The following is a 17,493-nucleotide window of genomic DNA, read 5'->3' on the forward strand; positions in this document are numbered from 1 at the left end:
CCCCGCCCGTCCGCCGCCGCGAGCGGCGCGATCGGTGATCCGCCCCCGTCCGGCCCGGGTGTTGTCCGTCCGGTCCGTCCGGACCAGCCACCGCCACGGGCCGCCGCTGGGCCGCCCCCGGGCGCGGTTGCCCCGCGGCGCGTCGGCCCGCCGACTCCGGCCCCCGGCGGAACTCCGCCACCCGGCGTAGCCCGCCCCGGCGATCCGGACGGTCGACCCGGGCTGGCGGCACCTCCCGGCGTAGCCCGGCCCGGCGATGCGCCAGCTGGTCCACCCGTGGCTGCGACGGCCCGCCCGGCCGGCCCCCATCCCAGCGTGGACGAGCGACCGTCGGGTCGCGCGCTGCCGCCACCTCGAGAGCCGTCTCGGGCCACGCCCCAAGGCGTCCCGCCAGCGCCGTTCGAGGCCGCGCCGGACGGGCTGCCGCGCGGCGGGGCGGAACCCCCAGCGGTCGACGCCACCGTGCCGGACGGACCCGGCGGAGCCCGTTCGTACCTGCGCCGGCAACCGCAGCAACGGCTCCGGACGGGAGCCCTGGTGCTGGCCAGTGTCGTGCTGCTCGGTGTTGTCCCGGCCGTCTTCGGGCTACGGACGCTGAGCCGGGACCCGGTCTTTGCCACCCTCGACCAGTTGCCGGTTCCCAGTTGGGCAGCGACCGAGACGGTTGACGATGTCAGTGGGAGTCGCTGGTGTCTGCTGGACTGTCGACTGCGCGAGCGCACCGTGGCCTCGGAACGGTCTCCGGAGGAGACGGTCCAGGTCTACGAGGCGTCGCTGCGCGGGGAGGGCTGGCGGCCGTGGCAGGTCGACCGCTGCCCCGAGCAACCGGCGAAGGGCAGCTACACCTGCTGGCAGCGGGATGAGCTGACCCTAGATCTGTGGGTACGCGAGCCGGCCTGTGTGCCGCCGCCAGTCGACGGCGAGCCGGCGCTCGTGCCGTCCCCGGATCCGTCAACCCAGGCGGAGGAGTGCGCTGGCTCGTTGGTATCGGTGAAGGTGCGTAACGCAATCGACGACGACCGGACGAGACCGCAGCCGAGCACCGATCCGTCGCTCACCGGTGAGGACCCCTTCCCCACCTCGTCCGTGGATCCGCTCGGTGAACCGACCCCCTCACCATCCTGAGGCGGTCTCCATCACGGACGGTAGGGTCTGGGCTGGCAGGCCCGCCTGCCTCCGGCCGACCAGTGGCCGGGGCGCGCGGCACGGGCGTGGGGACGACGGCGGCTTGCTGCGAAACGTCCGGTGCCCGCGGATTTGGCTTGAGGAGGACAGGCGTGGACCTTGGAGAAGTCGCGGCGCTGATCGCGGCGATCGCATTCGCGATGCTGGTGTTGATCCTGGTGCTGCCAATCCTGCGGTTGCGGCACACGGTTGACGCGGCCACCCGGATGATCAACGACGTCAATGAGCGTACCGCGCCACTGCTGGGCGAGGTCAACACCACGGTGAAGAACGTCAACACCGCCCTGGATCAGGTGCAGACCTCGTTGGATGGGGTGAACCTCCAGCTCGCCAAGGTCGATACCATGACCAACCACGCGCAGAGCATCACCGCCAATGTCGCCAATCTCGCCACGATCGTCTCCGCCGCCGCCGCGAGCCCGCTGGTCAAGGTGGCGGCCTTCGGCTACGGAGTGCGCCGGGCGACGGCCGCCCGCCGGCATGCGGAGACCGAACGTGAGGTGCGGGACACCATCAAGCAGCAACAGCGGGGCCGTCGCGGCCGCCGCTGAGCAGCGCCGGGCGAGCAGGAGGGGGAGAGCATGAGGCGGTTGTTCTGGCTGGGCATCGGGCTGGCCGTGGGTGTGCTGGTGGTTCGCAAGGCCACCCAGACGGCCCAGGCCTACACGCCGGCCGGGATCGCCGGCGGGCTGTCCGAATCCGCTGGCGGCCTGGCCGATTCGGTACGTAGCTTCGTGTCGGACGTCCGGATCGGAATGGCCGAGCGCGAGCAGGAGATTCACGAGGCCTTCGCGCGCGGCGAGGCGTTCGATGAGACTGTCGCCGACCTGCGGGAATATCCGCGCACCGGCGACCGAGAGATTTTCCCGGAGGAGTACCAGCGATGAAGACGGCGGAGATCAGGCGGCGGTACCTCGCGCATTTTGAGGCGAACGGTCACGCCGTGGTGCCGTCCGCTCCGCTGCCCGCCATCAGCGACCCGAACCTGCTGTTCGTCGCCGCCGGCATGATGCAGTTCGTCCCCTACTTCCTGGGGCAGCAGACCGCGCCCTACCGGCGGGCGACCAGCGTGCAGAAGTGCCTCCGTACGCCGGATATCGACGAGGTGGGCAAGACCAGCCGGCACGGCACGTTCTTCCAGATGAACGGCAACTTCTCGTTCGGGGACTACTTCAAGGACGAGGCGATCCGGCTGGCCTGGGGTCTGTCCACCAAGCCGGTTGCCGCCGGAGGGCTCGGGCTCGACCCGGAGCGGATCTGGCCGACGGTCTACCACGACGACGACGAGGCGTTCCAGATCTGGCGGTCGGTTGGGGTGCCGGCGGATCGGATCGTGCGCCGGGGCAAGGCCGACAACTTCTGGTCGATGGGCATCCCCGGCCCGTGCGGGCCCTGCTCCGAGCTGTTCTACGACCGTGGCCCCGAGTACGGGCAGGAGGGCGGTCCGGCGGTTGACGAGGACCGCTACGTGGAGTTCTGGAACCTCGTCTTCATGCAGTTCGAGCGGGGCCCGGGTACCGGCAAGGAGGACTACCCGATCCTCGGCGACCTGCCGGCCAAGAACATCGACACCGGGATGGGCCTGGAGCGGATGGCGTCCATCCTCCAGGGCGTGGACAACCTCTACGAGATCGACGAGGTGCGGCCGATCCTGGCCAAGGCCGCCGAGCTGACCGGCAAGCGGTACGGCGCGCACTCCAGTCAGGTCGCCAGCGAGTCGCACCCGGACGATGTCCGGTTGCGGGTCGTCGCCGACCACGTCCGCACCGCACTGATGCTGATCGGGGACGGGGTAACTCCGAGTAACGAGGGGCGGGGCTACGTGCTGCGCCGCATCATGCGTCGGGCGATCCGTTCGATCCGGCTGCTGGGCTGGCAGGAACGGGCGATGCCCGAGCTACTGCCGGTGGCCCGCGATTGCATGGCCCCGTCGTACCCGGAGCTGGCGACGGACTTCGGCCGGATCGCCGACTACGCGTACGCGGAGGAGGATGCGTTCCTGTCCACGCTGCGCGCCGGCACCACGATCCTGGACACCGCCATCGCCGAGACCCGCACCGCGGGCCGGCGGGCGATCTCCGGCGCGAAGGCGTTTCAGCTGCACGACACGTACGGCTTCCCGATTGACCTGACTCTCGAGATCGCCGGTGAGCAGGGCCTGCAGGTCGACGCCGAGGGCTTCCGTCGGTTGATGGCCGACCAGCGGGCTCGGGCGAAGGCCGACGCGCAGGCCCGTAAGACGGGGCACGTGGACCTCTCCGCGTACCGGACGGTGCTGGACGAGGGCGGCCCGGTCACCTTCACCGGCTACCAGGAGGTTTCCCGCGAGTCGACGGTGCGGGCGGTGCTCGGCGCGGCCAGCCCGCACGCCGCGGCGGTCGAGGGCGAGACGGTCGAGCTGGTACTCGACACCACCCCGTTCTACGCCGAGGGCGGTGGTCAGCAGCCGGATCTCGGCGTGATCACTGTCGGTGGGGGCCAGGTGGAGGTCCTCGACGTGCAGCAGCCGGTACCGGGGTTGATCGTCCACCGGGCCCGGGTGCTGCGGGGCGAGGTGCGGGCGGGCGAGACCGGCTTCGCCGAGATCGACACCGATCGCCGGCGGGCGATCTCCCGGTCGCACACCGCGACCCACCTCGTGCACCAGACCATGCGTAACTTCCTCGGTGAGTCCGCCACCCAGGCCGGTTCGCTGAACGCGCCGGGGCGGCTCCGGTTTGACTTCAACACCCCGACCGGGGTGGCGCCGAGCGTCCTGCGGGATGTGGAACAGCAGGTCAATGAGGCGCTCCTGGCCGACCTGGAGGTGCGTGCGTTCGTCACCTCGCTGGCCGAGGCGCGGCGGATCGGTGCGATGGCGCTCTTCGGCGAGAAGTACGGCGAGCAGGTGCGAGTCGTCGAGGTCGGTGACTACGCGCGAGAGCTGTGCGGCGGTACCCACGTGGGCCGCTCCGGCCAGCTCGGCCTGGTGAAGATTCTCTCTGAGTCGTCGATCGGGTCCGGGGTCCGCCGGGTTGAGGCGTTGGTCGGGATCGACGCGTTCAACTTCCTGGCCCGCGAGCACCTGCTGGTGGCCCGCCTCGCCGAGCTGTACCGGGTCCCGTCCGACCAGGTCGCGGAGCGGGTGGAGCAGACCGTCACCCAGCTGCGTGACGCCGAGAAGGAGCTGGAGAAGCTGCGCGCGCAGCTGGTGCTCGGTGGCGCGGCGGCCCTCGCCGCCCAGGCGACCGAGGTGCGTGGGGTGGCGTACGTCGGGACCGAGGCGCCCGAGGGCGCGGCCGGCAACGATGTGCGGACCCTCGCGCAGGAGATCCGTGGCCGGATCGACCCGGCGCGTCCGGCGGTGGTCGCGGTGGCGGCCCGGGCGAACGGGAAGGCTTCCCTGGTGGTGGCGGTCAACCCCGCCGCCCGGAGTCAGGGGCTGTCGGCGGCGGATCTGGTCAAGGTAGCCTTCGCCGGTCGGGGCGGGGGCAGCCCCGAGTTGGCGCAGGGGGGCGGTCTGCCCGCGGCGGAGGCGCCGGGGCTGCTCCGCACCGTCGAGAATGCCATCGCCGGAGCGTAAGGTGCCGGGGGATACCCGGTGCCGGAGGCGCAGCCCGCTCGTTCTCTCAGGGAGGTGACCATTCGTGGCGCAGTGGTCCCGGGGCGTACGCCTCGGGGTGGATGTCGGACAGGTCCGGGTCGGCGTGGCTCGGTCCGACCCGCACGGCGTCCTGGCTACGCCGCTGGTCACCCTCGCCCGGGATCGCACCGCCGAGCCGGAGGCGGTCCCCAGCGACATGGCCGAGCTGGCCGCGTTGGTGACCGAACACGAGGCGGTCGAGGTGGTGGTTGGTCTGCCGGTGAATCTCGCCGGTCGGCAGGGCCCCGCCGCCGTACACGTGCAGACGTATGTCGGTCGTCTGGTCGAGGTGATTTCGCCTGTGCCGGTGACGCTCGCCGACGAGCGCATGTCGACGGTGGTGGCTAGCCGTAGGCTTGCTGAGCGTGGCGTTCGGGGGCGGCGGCAGCGGGCGGTGGTGGACCAGGCGGCCGCGGTGGAAATCCTGCAGAGCTGGCTCGACGCGCAGCGGAGGCGGATGCAATGATCGAGGAGCTGGACCCCGGTTTTGATAGCGATCGGGGAGAGAAGGGCCGGCATCGGCGCGGCTATGTGCGTAAGCGTCAACGCGAGCGCGAACGCCAGCGTGGCTCGGGCGGTGGGCGCGGCAAGACCGTGCTGGCCCTGCTGCTGACCTTGACTCTACTCGGCGGCCTCGGTGGTGGCGCCTACTACGGCTTCGACCGGATTCAGAACTTTCTCGGCACGCCCGACTACGACGGTTCCGGGACCGACGCGGTGACGGTCGAGATCCCGGAGGGGGCCCCGATCGCGGCCATCGCGGTCACGCTTTACGAGGCCGGGGTGGTCAAGAGCACCAAGGCTTTCGTCAATGCGGCGGAGGACAACAGGCAGAGCAAGAACATCCAGCCCGGCCAGTACGAGTTGCGTAAGCAGATGAGTGGCGAGTACGCCGTGGCCGCGATGCTGGACCCGAAGAACCGGGTCGTGAACGGGATCACCGTGCCCGAGGGGCGGACCGCGAAGAGCATCTACAAGCTACTCGCCGAGGAGACCGAGATTCCGGTGGAGGAGTTCGAGGCGGCGGCGAAGGATCCGCTCGCGCTCGGTGTCCCGGAGTGGTGGTTCACGCGGACGGATGACCGGACGGTCGAGCCGTCGATCGAGGGCTTCCTCTTCCCCGACACCTACGAGCTTCCCCCGGACCCCACGGCGCAGTCGATTCTCGCGCTGATGGTGGAGCGATTCCTCACCGTCGCCGAGGAGCTGGAGTTCGTGGACCGGGTGGAGAACGAACGCCAGATCGCGCCGTACGAGGCGCTGATCGTCGCGTCGCTCGCCCAAGCCGAAGCCGGTACTCCGGAGGATCTGGGCAAGGTCGCCCGCGTCGCCTACAACCGGGTCTATGGCGAGTTCCAGTGCAACTGCCTGGAGATGGATGTCACGGTCAACTACTACCTGGAGTTGACCGGCCAGGAGACCAAGACCTCGGCCGAGATGACCCAGGATGAGCTGCTCGACACCAAGAGCCCGTACAGCCGCAAGCTCAAGGGTCTGATCCCCACACCGATCAACAATCCGGGTCGGCTGGCGTTGGAAGGCGCGATGGATCCGCCGCCGGGTAAGTGGCTCTTCTTCGTCGCGATCAACAAGGAGGGGGAGTCCGCCTTCGCGGAAACCTACGAGGAGCAGCTGCGCAACGAGGCCAAGGCGAGGGAGGCGGGTGTCATCTGAGCACCGGCGGGCGGCGGTGGTCGGCGACCCGATCACACATTCCCTCTCCCCGCTGATCCACAACGCTGGCTACGCCGCGGTCGGTTTGAACGACTGGTCGTACACCCGCTTCGAGTGCGCCCAGGCGCAGCTGCCGGCTCTGGTCGCCGGCCTGGGCCCGGAGTGGGCGGGGCTTTCGGTCACCATGCCGGGCAAGGAGGCGGCGCTCGCGGTGGCGGCAACGGCGTCGCCGGTCGCGGCCGCTGTCGGGGCGGCCAACACCCTGGTACGCCGGCCGGACGGCTCCTGGCACGCGGACAACACCGATGTCGCCGGCATGGTGGAGGTGCTGACCTCGGCCGGGGTTCGCCCGGAGTCGACGCTGACGGTGCTCGGTGCCGGTGGTACCGCCCGGGCGGCGGTGGCCGCGGCGGCGGCGTTGCGGGCTCGGGCGGTGACCGTGGTGGCCCGGCGGCAGTCGGCGATCGCCGAGTTGCGTCCGGTGGCCGCGGCGGTGGGCGTTCCGCTGACCGGAGTTCCCTGGGCCGACGCTGTTGCGGCCTGCTCCGCCGAGGTGGTGATCTCGACCGTGCCGGCCGGGGCCGCCGATCCGCTCGCTACGGCGGTGGCGTGGCGGCCCGCCACCGTGCTTTTCGACGCCCTCTACGACCCCTGGCCGACCGCGCTCGCGGCCGCGGCCCAGACTGCCGGCTGCCGGGTCTGCTCTGGTCTGGATTTACTGCTGGCCCAGGCGGTCGGTCAGTTTGAGCAGTTCACCGGGGTGCCGGCGCCGCGGGCGGCGATGGCCGCCGCCCTCACGGCGGCTCGGGCTGGCTGACTCCCGCAGCGGCGACTCGTACTGCGCCAGGGGGCGGTCCGGCGGCGTCATGCGCCGGGCGGGGAGGCCGCGTGCGGTCGGACCGCCGGGGCGGTGGGGCAAGTGCCAACCAATCGGTGGATATCGCTAACCGGGTGGGGCAAGGCACGCTACGCGAGTTCTCACCCTGGAGGTATAGCGTGGCTGGCTTCTCGCTTCGTCGGCAGATTTCGGGTCGTCCTGTTCGGACGGCCGTGCTCTGCGCGGTAACCGTCGCGGCCGCGTTGCTCGTGCCGACCGCGGCCTCCGCCGCCGTCCCGCCGGTGCCCGAGACGCAGATCCTGGTGTCGAGCGATCCGGTTGACGAGACACCGCACGCCCGGGACGGCGAGGTCCGTGCCTTCGCGCAGATCGGCTCGACGGTGTACGTCGGCGGCACCTTCACGCAGATCCGACCGGACCCGACTGCGGCGTGGACCACCCGGCGCTATCTGTTCGGCTACGACAGGGCCACCGGGGAGATCTCGACGACCTTCCTGCCGATGCTTGACGGCGCGGTGAACACCCTGATCGCCGGTCCGAACGACACGTTGATCGTTGGTGGGGCGTTCCGGAACGCCAACGGGGTGTCCCGGAAGAATCTGGTGGCGCTCGACCCGATCACCGGCGTCACCGTCGGCAGCTGGGTGGGCCGCTCCGACGGTGGCGTCGTGCGGGACATGACGCTGCACGGCGATTGGCTCTACCTGGCGGGCGCCTTCAACTGGGTGAACGGCACATCGCACGGCGGGCTCGCCCGACTGCACGCCAGCACGGGGGAGATCGATCCGACCTTCGCCGTCAACGCCACCGGGGGGCGACACGGCACCAGTTCGTATGTCTGGACCATCGACGTGTCGCCGGATGGGGAGACGCTGGTTGCCGGGGGCAACTTCACGGATGTCGACGGCCTGTCGCGGAACCAGATGGTGTTGGTCGACCTCTCGGGCCCACCGAGTGTCCTCGACTGGAGCACCGAGAAGTTCGTGCCGCCATGCAAAAACCCCGATGTTTTCATACATTACGTGCAGGATGTGAGGTTCGGTGGGGACGGCAGTTGGTTCGTCGTCGGCACCAACGGTGGAGCAGGTTGGCCCGCCGCGTACTGCGACGCGCTGGTGCGCTTCGAGACCGCGGCCCGCGGCGGCGGTCAGCTCGCCACCTGGGCGAACTACACCGGCAACGACACCATCACCTCGGTCGAGGTGGACAACAACGTCATCTATCTGGGTGGGCACTTCCGCTGGCTGAACAACCCGAATGACCGCGACAGTGCCGGGGACGGTGCCATTGATCGGCTCGGGATAGCTGCGGTAACCCCAGCCACCGGAATGCCGGTGAACTGGAACCCCCGGCGCAGCGGTGGCTCGTCGCTGCCTCCCGGCGCCACTCCGTGGGGGTCCACCCTGCCGGTGCTCTGGCGGGGCGACGACGGGCTCTACTTCGGGCACAACTCCGACGGCATGGGGGGCGAGTATCACGGCCGGCTCGGGATGTTCCCCCGCTCCGGTGGTCGGACGATCACCCCGAAGACCCCGTCGACCGCGACCAGCGGCAACCTCTATCTGGGCACCGGGGAGGGCGAGCTGACCCGGATTCCGTTCGACGGTACCGGCATCGGCGCACCGACCACAGTCAGCCAGCCGAACTACACCGGCGCCGGGGCGACCTGGGGAATGAGTGACCGGATCTACTGGGCACGCACCGTCGCCGGTTCCCCGACGGGCAGCCGGATCGACATCTCGATGTTCCCTGGGGGAGTGGTCGGTGCCCCATGGCAGTCGTCCGGCTACAACGACTGGTTCGATGCGGCGGAGCTAACCGGCGCCTTCTTCCTCGACGGGCGCCTCCACTACACCCGGGCCGACTCCGACGCCCTGCACTACCGGTACTTCGAGACGGACGGGAACTACCTCGGTGCCACCGAGTTCACGTTGCCCACCACCGGGGTCGACTGGTCGACGGTGCGGGGCATGGCCTGGGTGGACGGCAAAATCGTGTACGGGAACACCGACGGGAACCTGCGCGGCGTCCCCTTCCGGCCCGGGGCCGATCCGGTGGTGGACGGCGCGGAACACGTCCTGCTCGTGGCCCCGGGACCGGAGCTGACCTGGTCCACTCCGCGACTGTTCTTCGCTGTGCAGTAAGCGACTGACCGTCGTCGATTATGGTGGATGGTTCACGTTGGCCGACGGCAATCTTTGCCGTTGTCCCCGGGAGCTGGGGAGGATCGTTGCGGGGTATCCGCCGTGGTGTTGGGGTAAGAGCCGCGTTCGCGTTGAAGCGCGGCTGGTACCGGTTGCGCTATCCGGGGCTGAGCCTCGGCCGGGATGTGGAGATTCGTGGGCGGATCCGGCTCCGCCGTGGTGTGCGGGTGCACCTCGGTGACCGGACCCGGATCAACAAGCTGGTGCGGTTCGCCGGTCCGGGCGAGGTTCGAATCGGCGCCGAGTGCCTGCTGAGTGCGACCTGGGTCGGTGTCTGGACCTCGGTCACGATTGGAGACCGCTGCCTGTTGTCGAACTGTGAGGTGCGGGACAACGACTTCCACAATCTGCGGCCCGAGGTGCGACACGACCCGCCCACCCCACGTACCCGAGCGCCGATCGTCCTGGAGGACAACGTCTGGATCGGCGCACACGCACTCGTACTGAAGGGTGTGCGGATCGGTCGGGACAGTGTGGTGGGCACCGCAACGGTGGTGCGGACGGATGTCCCGCCCCGGGTGGTGGTTATCGGAAACCCCCAGCAGACCGTGAAGAGTTTCGATGACTAGCGCCGGTGGTGGCGGCTGGACCGCCAACGCCGCCGCCGGCGGGGGGACACCGGGTCGAATGGTCACCTTGACCGACCTGCTCCGCGTGCCGCTGCACCGGATCCGGGTACTGGCCGGCACGGCCGCACTCGGGCTGCTCGCCGCACTCGGCTATGTGCTGCTGGTGCCGAGCGCGGTGACCGCCGACGCCGTGGTGGCGGTCCGACCGGTGGTCACCGACGCCTTCACGCCGAGCGGCGCTTCCGCCGACCGTGCGGTGAACATGAACGTGGAGCGCGGCATCGCCACCGGGACCGACGTGGTGCGGCGGCTGATGGACGCCACCGGCCGGGACCAGCGTGACGTGCAGGACGCGCTCGAACTCGAGGTGCCCACCGGCGGCCAGATCCTGCGTTTCCGATTCACCGCGAACTCACCCCAGGACGCGGTGGCGGGCGTCAACCTCGCCGCCACGGCCTACCTCGACGTGCGCCGCACCATGTACGAGCAGCAGCGGGCGGACATCCTGCGCTCGTACGACCAGAGCATCAGCGAGGTGCAGGCCCAGCAGGCGGCGTTGCAACGTCGGATTGCCAGTGCTCGGGAGGGCGAGGCGGATGCGGCGGTGGCCGAGCTGTCCGGTGTGAACAGCCAACTGGTCCAGCTCGGTTCGGCCCGGACCGAGATCGCGGCGGTTGATGTCAACCCGGGCTGGGTCACCCGCGAGGCGGAGCCGGACCTGGTCCCCACGGGTGGTGACCGACTGCTCCACCTGCTCGCGGGACTCCTGGGTGGTGTGCTGCTCGGCGTCATGCTGGCCTATGGGTGGGAGTCGGTGGACCGGCGCATCCGGTCGGTTGACGACGGCCGGGACGCGACCGGCCTGCCACTGCTCGGTACCGCCCGCGGCCCGAAGCCACGCAGCTCGCGGCAGGCCGTGGATGCCGACATCCGGTACGTGGCGATGGCCATCGCCGGGCGGACTCGGGAACCGGCCCGGATCGTGTTGTTGACCACCCGGGGGGATCAGACCGCGATGAGCGCCGGGCTGGCGGTGGCGCTCGCCGGGACCGGCCGGGAGGTGTACCTCGCTGATGACACCGGTCGTCTGGGGCGGTTGCGTAGTGAGGTGCTGGCCGGTGTGGCGCGATTGCCGGCCACGGCGCACTCCGCCCGGCCGCCGGCGCCGCAGCAGCGCCAGGAACGGCGGACCGCCCCCGTTGATGAGGTTACCGATCCGATCGCCGTCCGGCGACCATCCCCGCACCCGACCGCTGCTCCCCGCCCGACCGTTCTTCCCAGCCAGACCACCGTCCACCAGACGACCGGCGCCGGCAACGGTACTGCTGCCAACCGCCTGGCCTCCGACGACCCGGAAGGCACGATCCCGCTGCCCCGGATCGCCTCCACCGCGTCGATCAATGGGAAGAGCGCCGTCGGAGCGCCTGCCGACGCCGTTGCGGTGGGCGCCGGCACCATCCGGTTCGGGACTTGGGGGCAGCGGGCGGCCAGCGCACTGGTGCTTTTCAACGCCCCACCGGCCGAGGCCGATGAGCGGGGTGTCGCGGCGGCCCGGCAGGGGGTCGCGGTGGTGGTGGTCGAGCAGGACCAGACCCGGCAGAGCGACCTACGTCGGCTGGCGGAGCGGCTGCGAGCGGCCGGTGTGGTCCCGCTCGGCTTCGTCCTCACCCACCGTGGTCGGGGCTGACCGTGTCGCTGGGTGGGAGCTCGCCGCCCGCGCCGCCGCCACCGCGGCTGCCGATCTGGCCGCTGGCGTTGATGTTCGGCCTGGTGCCGATCTGGTGGCTGGCCGGTGCGTTCTATCTGGGCTGGCCGTTGCTGGGTGCCGTGCTGCTGGCCCTACTGCTGGTCCGGGGCCGGGTTCCGCTGCCGCCCGGCACCGGGATTTGGCTGCTTTTCCTCGCCGTCGTCCTGGTCAGCGCCACCCAGCTGGGGTCGCCCAGCTCAGTGTTGGCCTTTGGACTACGGCTGGGGTTCTACGCCACCGCGCTGGTGGTCGGCGTCTACGTCTACGTGGTGGCCCGGGAGCGAGCCGGAGGCAGCGAGGTGCTCCTGCCCCTCTGCGCGTTCTGGCTCGGGCTGGTGGCGTTGGGCTGGCTTAGCGTGCTCGCCCCGCGGCTCGGCCTGACCACCCCGGTGGAGATCCTGCTGCCCGGCGCGATCGCCGCCGAACCATTCGTCCACGACATGGTCCACCTCTCCACCGCCGAGTACAGCGCCCGGTCAGCGGACCCGGTCTACCGGCCCGCGGCGCCGTACGCGTACACCAACAACTACGGCAGCGCGTACGCGATGGTGTTGCCCGCCGTGATCGCGGTGATCATGCTGCGGCGGCGGGGGGTGCTGCGCTGGCTGCTGCTCGGGTCGTTGCCGCTGTCCCTGGCACCGGCTTTCCTCACCCTGAACCGAGTGATGTTCCTCAGCCTCGGTGTCGGCCTGCTGGTGCTCGGTGTCCGTGCCGGTTGGCGCGGCAATACCCGGGTCGCCGCCTCGATTGTCGGGGTGGTGCTGGTGGGTCTCGTCGCCACCGTGTTCATCCCGGTGGCCCAGCTGATCGGGGACCGGGTCGGGAACAGCGACACCAACACCGACCGGCTCGACCTCTACCGCGCGGTGCTCGCGCGGGTCGATGAGTCGCCGTGGCTCGGCCACGGTGCTCCGGCGAACGTCGACACCGTCTCGGCCGAGGCACCGATCGGTACCCAGGGGCAGTTGTGGATGGTGCTGTTCAGCCACGGGATCCCCGCCCTGCTGTGCTTTCTGGCCTGGTTCGTCGTGGCCGCCCTCCGCTGCGCCCGGGCGGGCTCCCCGGCGGGGCAGTGGCTGGCGATCGTTCCGTTGGTGTGCCTGGTGCAGATCCCCTTCTACGGCCTGGCCAACCAGAATCTCGCCGTCGCCTTCTACGCGGTCGCCTTCGCCATGGCACGCACCGAGGGCGAGCGGGCGCCACGGCCCCTACCCCCGCTGGACCCCGGCCGGGCTGGACCGGCACGAGGGCGGCCCGCCCGGCTGCCGACGACTCTCGGTCGGGCGGCGGCATGACCGCCGGCACCGCTCCGGCGGCGTCCGGTCGCGCCGTCGGGCAGCCGGACGAGGCGGAGCGTCGGGACAGCGCGCGCAGCGGGGTCGCTGGGTTGCTCGGTGCGGCCACCAGCGGCCTCTTCGGCTTTCTCCTCGCGGTGGTGATCACCCGCGGCTACGGCCCCACCGGCTCCGGCGTCTTCTTTGCCACGATCGGGGTGATCACAGTGGCGACCGCCGTGTGCACGCTGGGTGCCGAGACCGGTCTGCTGTGGGCGCTGCCGCGCCGCCGCGCGGCCGGGGGGCGGGGGGACGCCGCCCGGGTGCTGCCGGTGGCCCTGATCCCACCGTTCGTGGTTGCCGCGGTGGTCGCGCTGGCCGGGTTCTTCGCCGCCGACTCTCTGGCACCCCGGGTGTTCGGCCCGGCCGCCGGGTCCCAGCTGCTGGCGGTGAGCTTCGCCGCCGTTCCGGTGATTGTCCTCCTGACGCTGCTGCTCGCCGCCCTGCGGTGTGTCCGGCCGATTCGGGCGTACGTGTCGGTGCAGTTCTTTCTCCTGCCGGTGGCCCGCCCGGTCCTGGTCGGTGTCGCGGTCCTGGTCGGTGGCGGCCTGGTGGCCGGCGTGTCCGCCTGGCTGGTTCCGGCCGCCCTGGCCCTGCTGGTCTGCCTGGCCCTGGTCGCGGGGCCGCTGCGGATCGGGCGGGGTGCCCGGCTCCGCCCCGGGCCGCGGGACTGGTCGACCTTCTGGCGGTTCGCGCTGCCCCGGGCCGTCTCGGCCGCCATCGACGCCGGCAACCTGTGGATCGGGGTGCTGTTGACCTCGGCGCTCGCCGGGGCGGAGGAGGCCGGTGTGTTCGGTGCCGTCGGCCGGTACGTCCTCGCCGGCCAGCTCGCCGTGCAGGGGCTGCGGGTGACGGTTGCCCCCCGGCTGTCCCGGCTGCTCGGCGCGGGCCAGCCGGACCTCGCGGCAGCCGTGCACCGGCAGTTGACCACCTGGGGGTTGGTGCTCTCCTGGCCGGTGTACCTGCTGCTGGCTGTCTTCGGGCTGGCCTTCCTGGAACTTTTCGGGCCGGGGTTCACCGCCGGAGCCACCGCGCTGACCGTCCTCGCCCTGGCCATGCTGGTGCGCACGGGAGTGGGCAATGTGCAGAGCCTGCTGCTGATGGGGGGCCGCAGTGGCCTACACCTGGCCGCCACCCTGGGCGGGCTGCTGGTGACGGTCTCGCTCGGCCTGGTGTGGATCCCCGGACATGGTGCCACCGGCGCGGCGATGGCCTGGGCCGCGGGCATCCTCACCGAGAACCTCACCGCCGGGACGTGCGCCTGGCTCGTAGTGCGGCACCCGCTGGTGGACCCGGCGATGCTACGCGCGGCGGCGATCACCGCCGCCGTGGTGGCCGCCGCCGCGGGAGTGGGGGTGCTGGTCGGCGGGCGGGGCATTCCCGGCCTGCTGGTGGCGGTGGCGGTGCTGGCCGTCGGCGGGGTCGGCACGTTGTCCCGAACCCGGCCCGTTGTCGGGGCGTTCCTGCGGCAACTCCGTGGGGGAGGGGCGGCCGTCCCGGCCGCCCCCGGCCTACCAGAGCAGAAGGACAGGTGAGGTCCGTCGTGTCGGCGATCCGGAACCAGGTGAAGCGAATCGTGCCGAACCAGGTGACCGAGCGGGTGCGGGAGTCTCTCGTCAGCTACGGCGTGCAGACCAGTGACCGGCGGCCACTGCCGGATTTTCTGGTCATCGGCACCAAGCGGGGCGGCACCACGTCACTGTGGAACTATCTGATCCAGCATCCGCTGGTGCCGCGGCTCTTCCCAGCCTGGAACACGAAGTCCACCCACTACTTCGAGGAGCACTGGCGGCGGGGCGAGGCGTGGTACCGGTCGCACTTCCCGACCCGGCGCCAGCGGGCGGCGCTACAACGGCGGCACGGTGGCCCGGTCCGGGCCGGTGAGGCCGCCCCGCTGTACATGTTCCACCCGCTCGCCGCCGAGCGGGTCGCCGCGCTGATGCCCTCGGTCAAGCTGGTGGTGCTGCTGCGCGATCCGGTGCAGCGGGCCTACTCGCACTGGAAAGAGCGGCGCACCCACGGCATCGAGCCGCTGGACTTCGCCGCCGCCCTCGACGCCGAGCCGGGGCGTACCCGGGGGGAGCGGGAGCGGCTGGCGGCGGAGCCGGAGTACGTCAGCGAGGCGTACGACTGGTACAGCTACCGGGCCCGGGGCCGCTACCTCGAGCACCTTCAGCCGTGGCTGGACCGGTTCGACCGCACGCAGTTCCTCTTCCTGCGCAGCGAGGACCTCTATCGGGACGCCCGGTCGACGTACCGCCGTACCCTGTCCTTCCTCGGGCTGCCGGCGTACGACCTGGCGAGCTTCCGGGTCTACAACGACCGCCGCTCCGCGCCGCTGGACCCGGCGGTTCAGGCGGAGCTGACCGCCTACTACCACCCCTACAACGAGGCGCTGCGGCAGCGGCTCGGAATGGACCTCGACTGGCCGGGTGAGGCCGGATGACCGGGCCGGCCACCGCCTCCGCCGACCCGCGGACCCGTACCGACGGGTTGGGTTGGGTCACCCGGGCGGTCTTCGGTGCCGAGCAGGTCGGGCTCACCGTGGCCGGCCGGCCGCCGACCGAACACCGGACGGTGGCGCGCTACGCGATTGTGCCCTCGGTGCGGCGGGCCCGGTTTCTGTTGCCGTTGGGTTCCCCGCGGGCGACGGCGGCGTCGCTGCTGGCGTACAACGCGCTGCGACCACCACGGGTGCGGGCGGCGCGGGCGGTTCTCGGTGGGCTCGCCCGGCTTGGTGGGCTGGAACTGGCCCGGTTCCCGGTCCTGACCGTGTCGCTGCCCGACGCGGTCGCCGCGGAGGAGGCGCTGCTCAGCCACCGACTCGCCGCCCTGCTGGGCGGGGGAGCCGCGTACGCGGCGTGTGGGGTGCGACCGCCGGATCCGAACCACAAGCCGACCCTGCAACTTTTCGCCCCGAACGGCCGCCCGCTCGGCTTCGCGAAGATCGGCTGGAACGACGCTACCCGGGCCCTGGTGGCCGCCGAGGCGGCGGCCCTGCGGGAACTCCCCGCCCTGGTCCGGGTGCCGGACCACCCGGTGGCGCCACGGCTGCTGGCCGAGCTCCGCTGGGCTGGGCGGTCCGTCGCGTTGGTGCAGCCGCTGCCGCCGACGGTCCGTGGGCTGTCCACCACCGCCGAGCCCGAGGTCGCCGCGGTGCTCGCGGTGGCTCGCCGGGGCCGCCCGCCCGCCCGGCCCCGACCACTGGCCGGATCGAGCTTCCTGGCCCGGCTCACCCGGACCGCGCACCAGGCCGTCGCCACGATGTCGGCCGACACCCGGGCGGTCGTGGCGGTGGCTGGGCTCGCCTCGCGGCACGGGGAGACCCTGGTCGAGTTCGGGCACTGGCATGGCGACTGGGTCCCGTGGAACCTCGGTCGGCATGCCGATCGGCTGGTCGCCTGGGATTGGGAGCACAGCGCCCCGGACGTCCCGGTCGGCTTCGACCTGGCGCACGACGCGTTCCAGCGGGCCCTGGTGCTGCGGGGCTCCTCCGTCACCGTCGCGGCCGACGCTGTTGATCTCCAACTCCGACGGTACGGCGACGCGCTCGGGCTGAACCGGGCTGGGCAGCGCCTGGTGGCGGACGCGTACCTGCTGGAGCTGTGGTTGCGGACCTGGCGTTTGGCCGACGCCGGTGCGGGCTGGAACCCCGCGTTACACCCCGCTCTGCTGGAGCTCCTCGTGCAGCAGGACCACCGGTGACCGTCCGGTTTCCCGATGCCTCCACGGCGCGATACGTGTTCTGCTTTCGCCAACCATCGATCGGGGCCGAAGCGGATCGAAGGAAGCGGACGGTGAGGCTTGCATGGAGACGTACCCCAGGGGTCGCGGTGACTCCCCGGTCCTGCTGCTCGTCGGATCGAGCGGTGGACACCTGGCCCAGCTGCTTGCGCTGCGTTCCTGGTACGGGCACTGGCGTCGCTGCTGGGTAACCTTCGACACCCCGGACGCACTCTCCCAGCTCGTGGGGGAACAGGTCGTCGCGGCGCACCACCCGACCACCCGCAACGTTCCCAATCTGGTGCGCAACGCGGTGCTGGCGGTACGGGTACTGCGGCGGCATCGGGTCGCCGCGGTGGTGACGACCGGGGCCGGGGTTGCGGTGCCGTTCGTGGTCCTCGCCTGGCTGCGGCGCATTCCCACGGTCTACGTCGAGGTGTACGACCGAATCGACACCCCGACCCTGACCGCGCGCCTGTGCCGCCCGTTTCTCTCCGCGATGCTCGTGCAGTGGGAAGAGCAACGCCGGCACTACCCGGAGGCCACTGTGGTGGGGCCGCTGCTGTGAGCGGTTTCGAGCCCAGCCAAGTCCCTCGC

General features: G+C 71.2%; 15 protein-coding genes. All 15 read left to right on the forward strand.

What is annotated here, in order from left to right:
* Positions 1-462: 462 nt before the first annotated feature.
* The 15 genes from SALPAC2_RS0101980 to SALPAC2_RS0102050 all read left to right on the forward strand — a co-directional run bounded on the left by SALPAC2_RS0101980 (position 463) and on the right by SALPAC2_RS0102050 (position 17,464).
* Positions 463-1,125 (forward strand): hypothetical protein, encoded by a 663-nt coding sequence (locus tag SALPAC2_RS0101980; RefSeq protein ID WP_018214958.1) that lies wholly within the window; start codon positions 463-465, stop codon positions 1,123-1,125.
* A 152-nt stretch (positions 1,126-1,277) separates the two neighbouring features.
* A complete protein-coding gene (locus tag SALPAC2_RS0101985; RefSeq protein WP_018214959.1) occupies positions 1,278-1,736 on the forward strand; it encodes a DUF948 domain-containing protein in 459 nt (152 codons plus the stop codon).
* A 30-nt stretch (positions 1,737-1,766) separates the two neighbouring features.
* The gene (locus tag SALPAC2_RS0101990; RefSeq protein WP_018214960.1) at positions 1,767-2,072 is read left to right on the forward strand and encodes a hypothetical protein; all 306 of its coding nucleotides are present in this window, start codon (positions 1,767-1,769) and stop codon (positions 2,070-2,072) included.
* Entirely contained in the window at positions 2,069-4,747 is a 2,679-nt protein-coding gene (gene alaS, locus SALPAC2_RS0101995; RefSeq protein WP_018214961.1) for an alanine--tRNA ligase, read from the forward strand. The genes SALPAC2_RS0101990 and alaS overlap by 4 nt, the downstream gene beginning before the upstream one ends.
* A 64-nt stretch (positions 4,748-4,811) precedes the next feature.
* The gene (gene ruvX, locus SALPAC2_RS0102000; protein WP_018214962.1) at positions 4,812-5,273 is read left to right on the forward strand and encodes a Holliday junction resolvase RuvX; all 462 of its coding nucleotides are present in this window, start codon (positions 4,812-4,814) and stop codon (positions 5,271-5,273) included.
* Complete coding sequence (mltG, locus tag SALPAC2_RS0102005; protein ID WP_018214963.1) at positions 5,270-6,481, forward strand: endolytic transglycosylase MltG; 1,212 nt, start codon at positions 5,270-5,272, stop codon at positions 6,479-6,481. Before ruvX ends, mltG begins: the two co-directional genes overlap by 4 nt.
* A complete protein-coding gene (locus tag SALPAC2_RS0102010) occupies positions 6,471-7,298 on the forward strand; it encodes a shikimate dehydrogenase (RefSeq protein WP_026184317.1) in 828 nt (275 codons plus the stop codon). The genes mltG and SALPAC2_RS0102010 overlap by 11 nt, the downstream gene beginning before the upstream one ends.
* A gap of 179 nt (positions 7,299-7,477) precedes the next feature.
* Positions 7,478-9,463, forward strand: a complete 1,986-nt coding sequence (locus SALPAC2_RS0102015; RefSeq protein WP_033661731.1) for a ligand-binding sensor domain-containing protein — start codon at positions 7,478-7,480, stop codon at positions 9,461-9,463.
* Positions 9,464-9,549: 86 nt separating this feature from the next.
* Positions 9,550-10,092 (forward strand): acyltransferase, encoded by a 543-nt coding sequence (locus tag SALPAC2_RS0102020; protein WP_026184318.1) that lies wholly within the window; start codon positions 9,550-9,552, stop codon positions 10,090-10,092.
* Positions 10,085-11,779 (forward strand): P-loop NTPase family protein, encoded by a 1,695-nt coding sequence (locus tag SALPAC2_RS0102025; protein WP_018214967.1) that lies wholly within the window; start codon positions 10,085-10,087, stop codon positions 11,777-11,779. Before SALPAC2_RS0102020 ends, SALPAC2_RS0102025 begins: the two co-directional genes overlap by 8 nt.
* Before the next feature lie 2 nt (positions 11,780-11,781).
* The gene (locus SALPAC2_RS0102030) at positions 11,782-13,134 is read left to right on the forward strand and encodes an O-antigen ligase family protein (protein ID WP_018214968.1); all 1,353 of its coding nucleotides are present in this window, start codon (positions 11,782-11,784) and stop codon (positions 13,132-13,134) included.
* Positions 13,131-14,708 (forward strand): lipopolysaccharide biosynthesis protein, encoded by a 1,578-nt coding sequence (locus SALPAC2_RS0102035; protein WP_018214969.1) that lies wholly within the window; start codon positions 13,131-13,133, stop codon positions 14,706-14,708. Before SALPAC2_RS0102030 ends, SALPAC2_RS0102035 begins: the two co-directional genes overlap by 4 nt.
* On the forward strand, positions 14,705-15,619 hold the full coding sequence (locus SALPAC2_RS0102040; protein WP_033661730.1) for a sulfotransferase domain-containing protein: 915 nt from the start codon (positions 14,705-14,707) through the stop codon (positions 15,617-15,619). The genes SALPAC2_RS0102035 and SALPAC2_RS0102040 overlap by 4 nt, the downstream gene beginning before the upstream one ends.
* Positions 15,616-16,878, forward strand: coding sequence for a hypothetical protein (locus tag SALPAC2_RS0102045; RefSeq protein WP_018214971.1), 1,263 nt, complete (start codon positions 15,616-15,618; stop codon positions 16,876-16,878). Before SALPAC2_RS0102040 ends, SALPAC2_RS0102045 begins: the two co-directional genes overlap by 4 nt.
* A 103-nt stretch (positions 16,879-16,981) precedes the next feature.
* Positions 16,982-17,464, forward strand: coding sequence for a glycosyltransferase family protein (locus tag SALPAC2_RS0102050; RefSeq protein WP_018214972.1), 483 nt, complete (start codon positions 16,982-16,984; stop codon positions 17,462-17,464).
* Positions 17,465-17,493 lie beyond the last annotated feature (29 nt).

The organism is Salinispora vitiensis (assembly GCF_000378825.1).
Classification (GTDB): domain Bacteria; phylum Actinomycetota; class Actinomycetes; order Mycobacteriales; family Micromonosporaceae; genus Micromonospora; species Micromonospora vitiensis.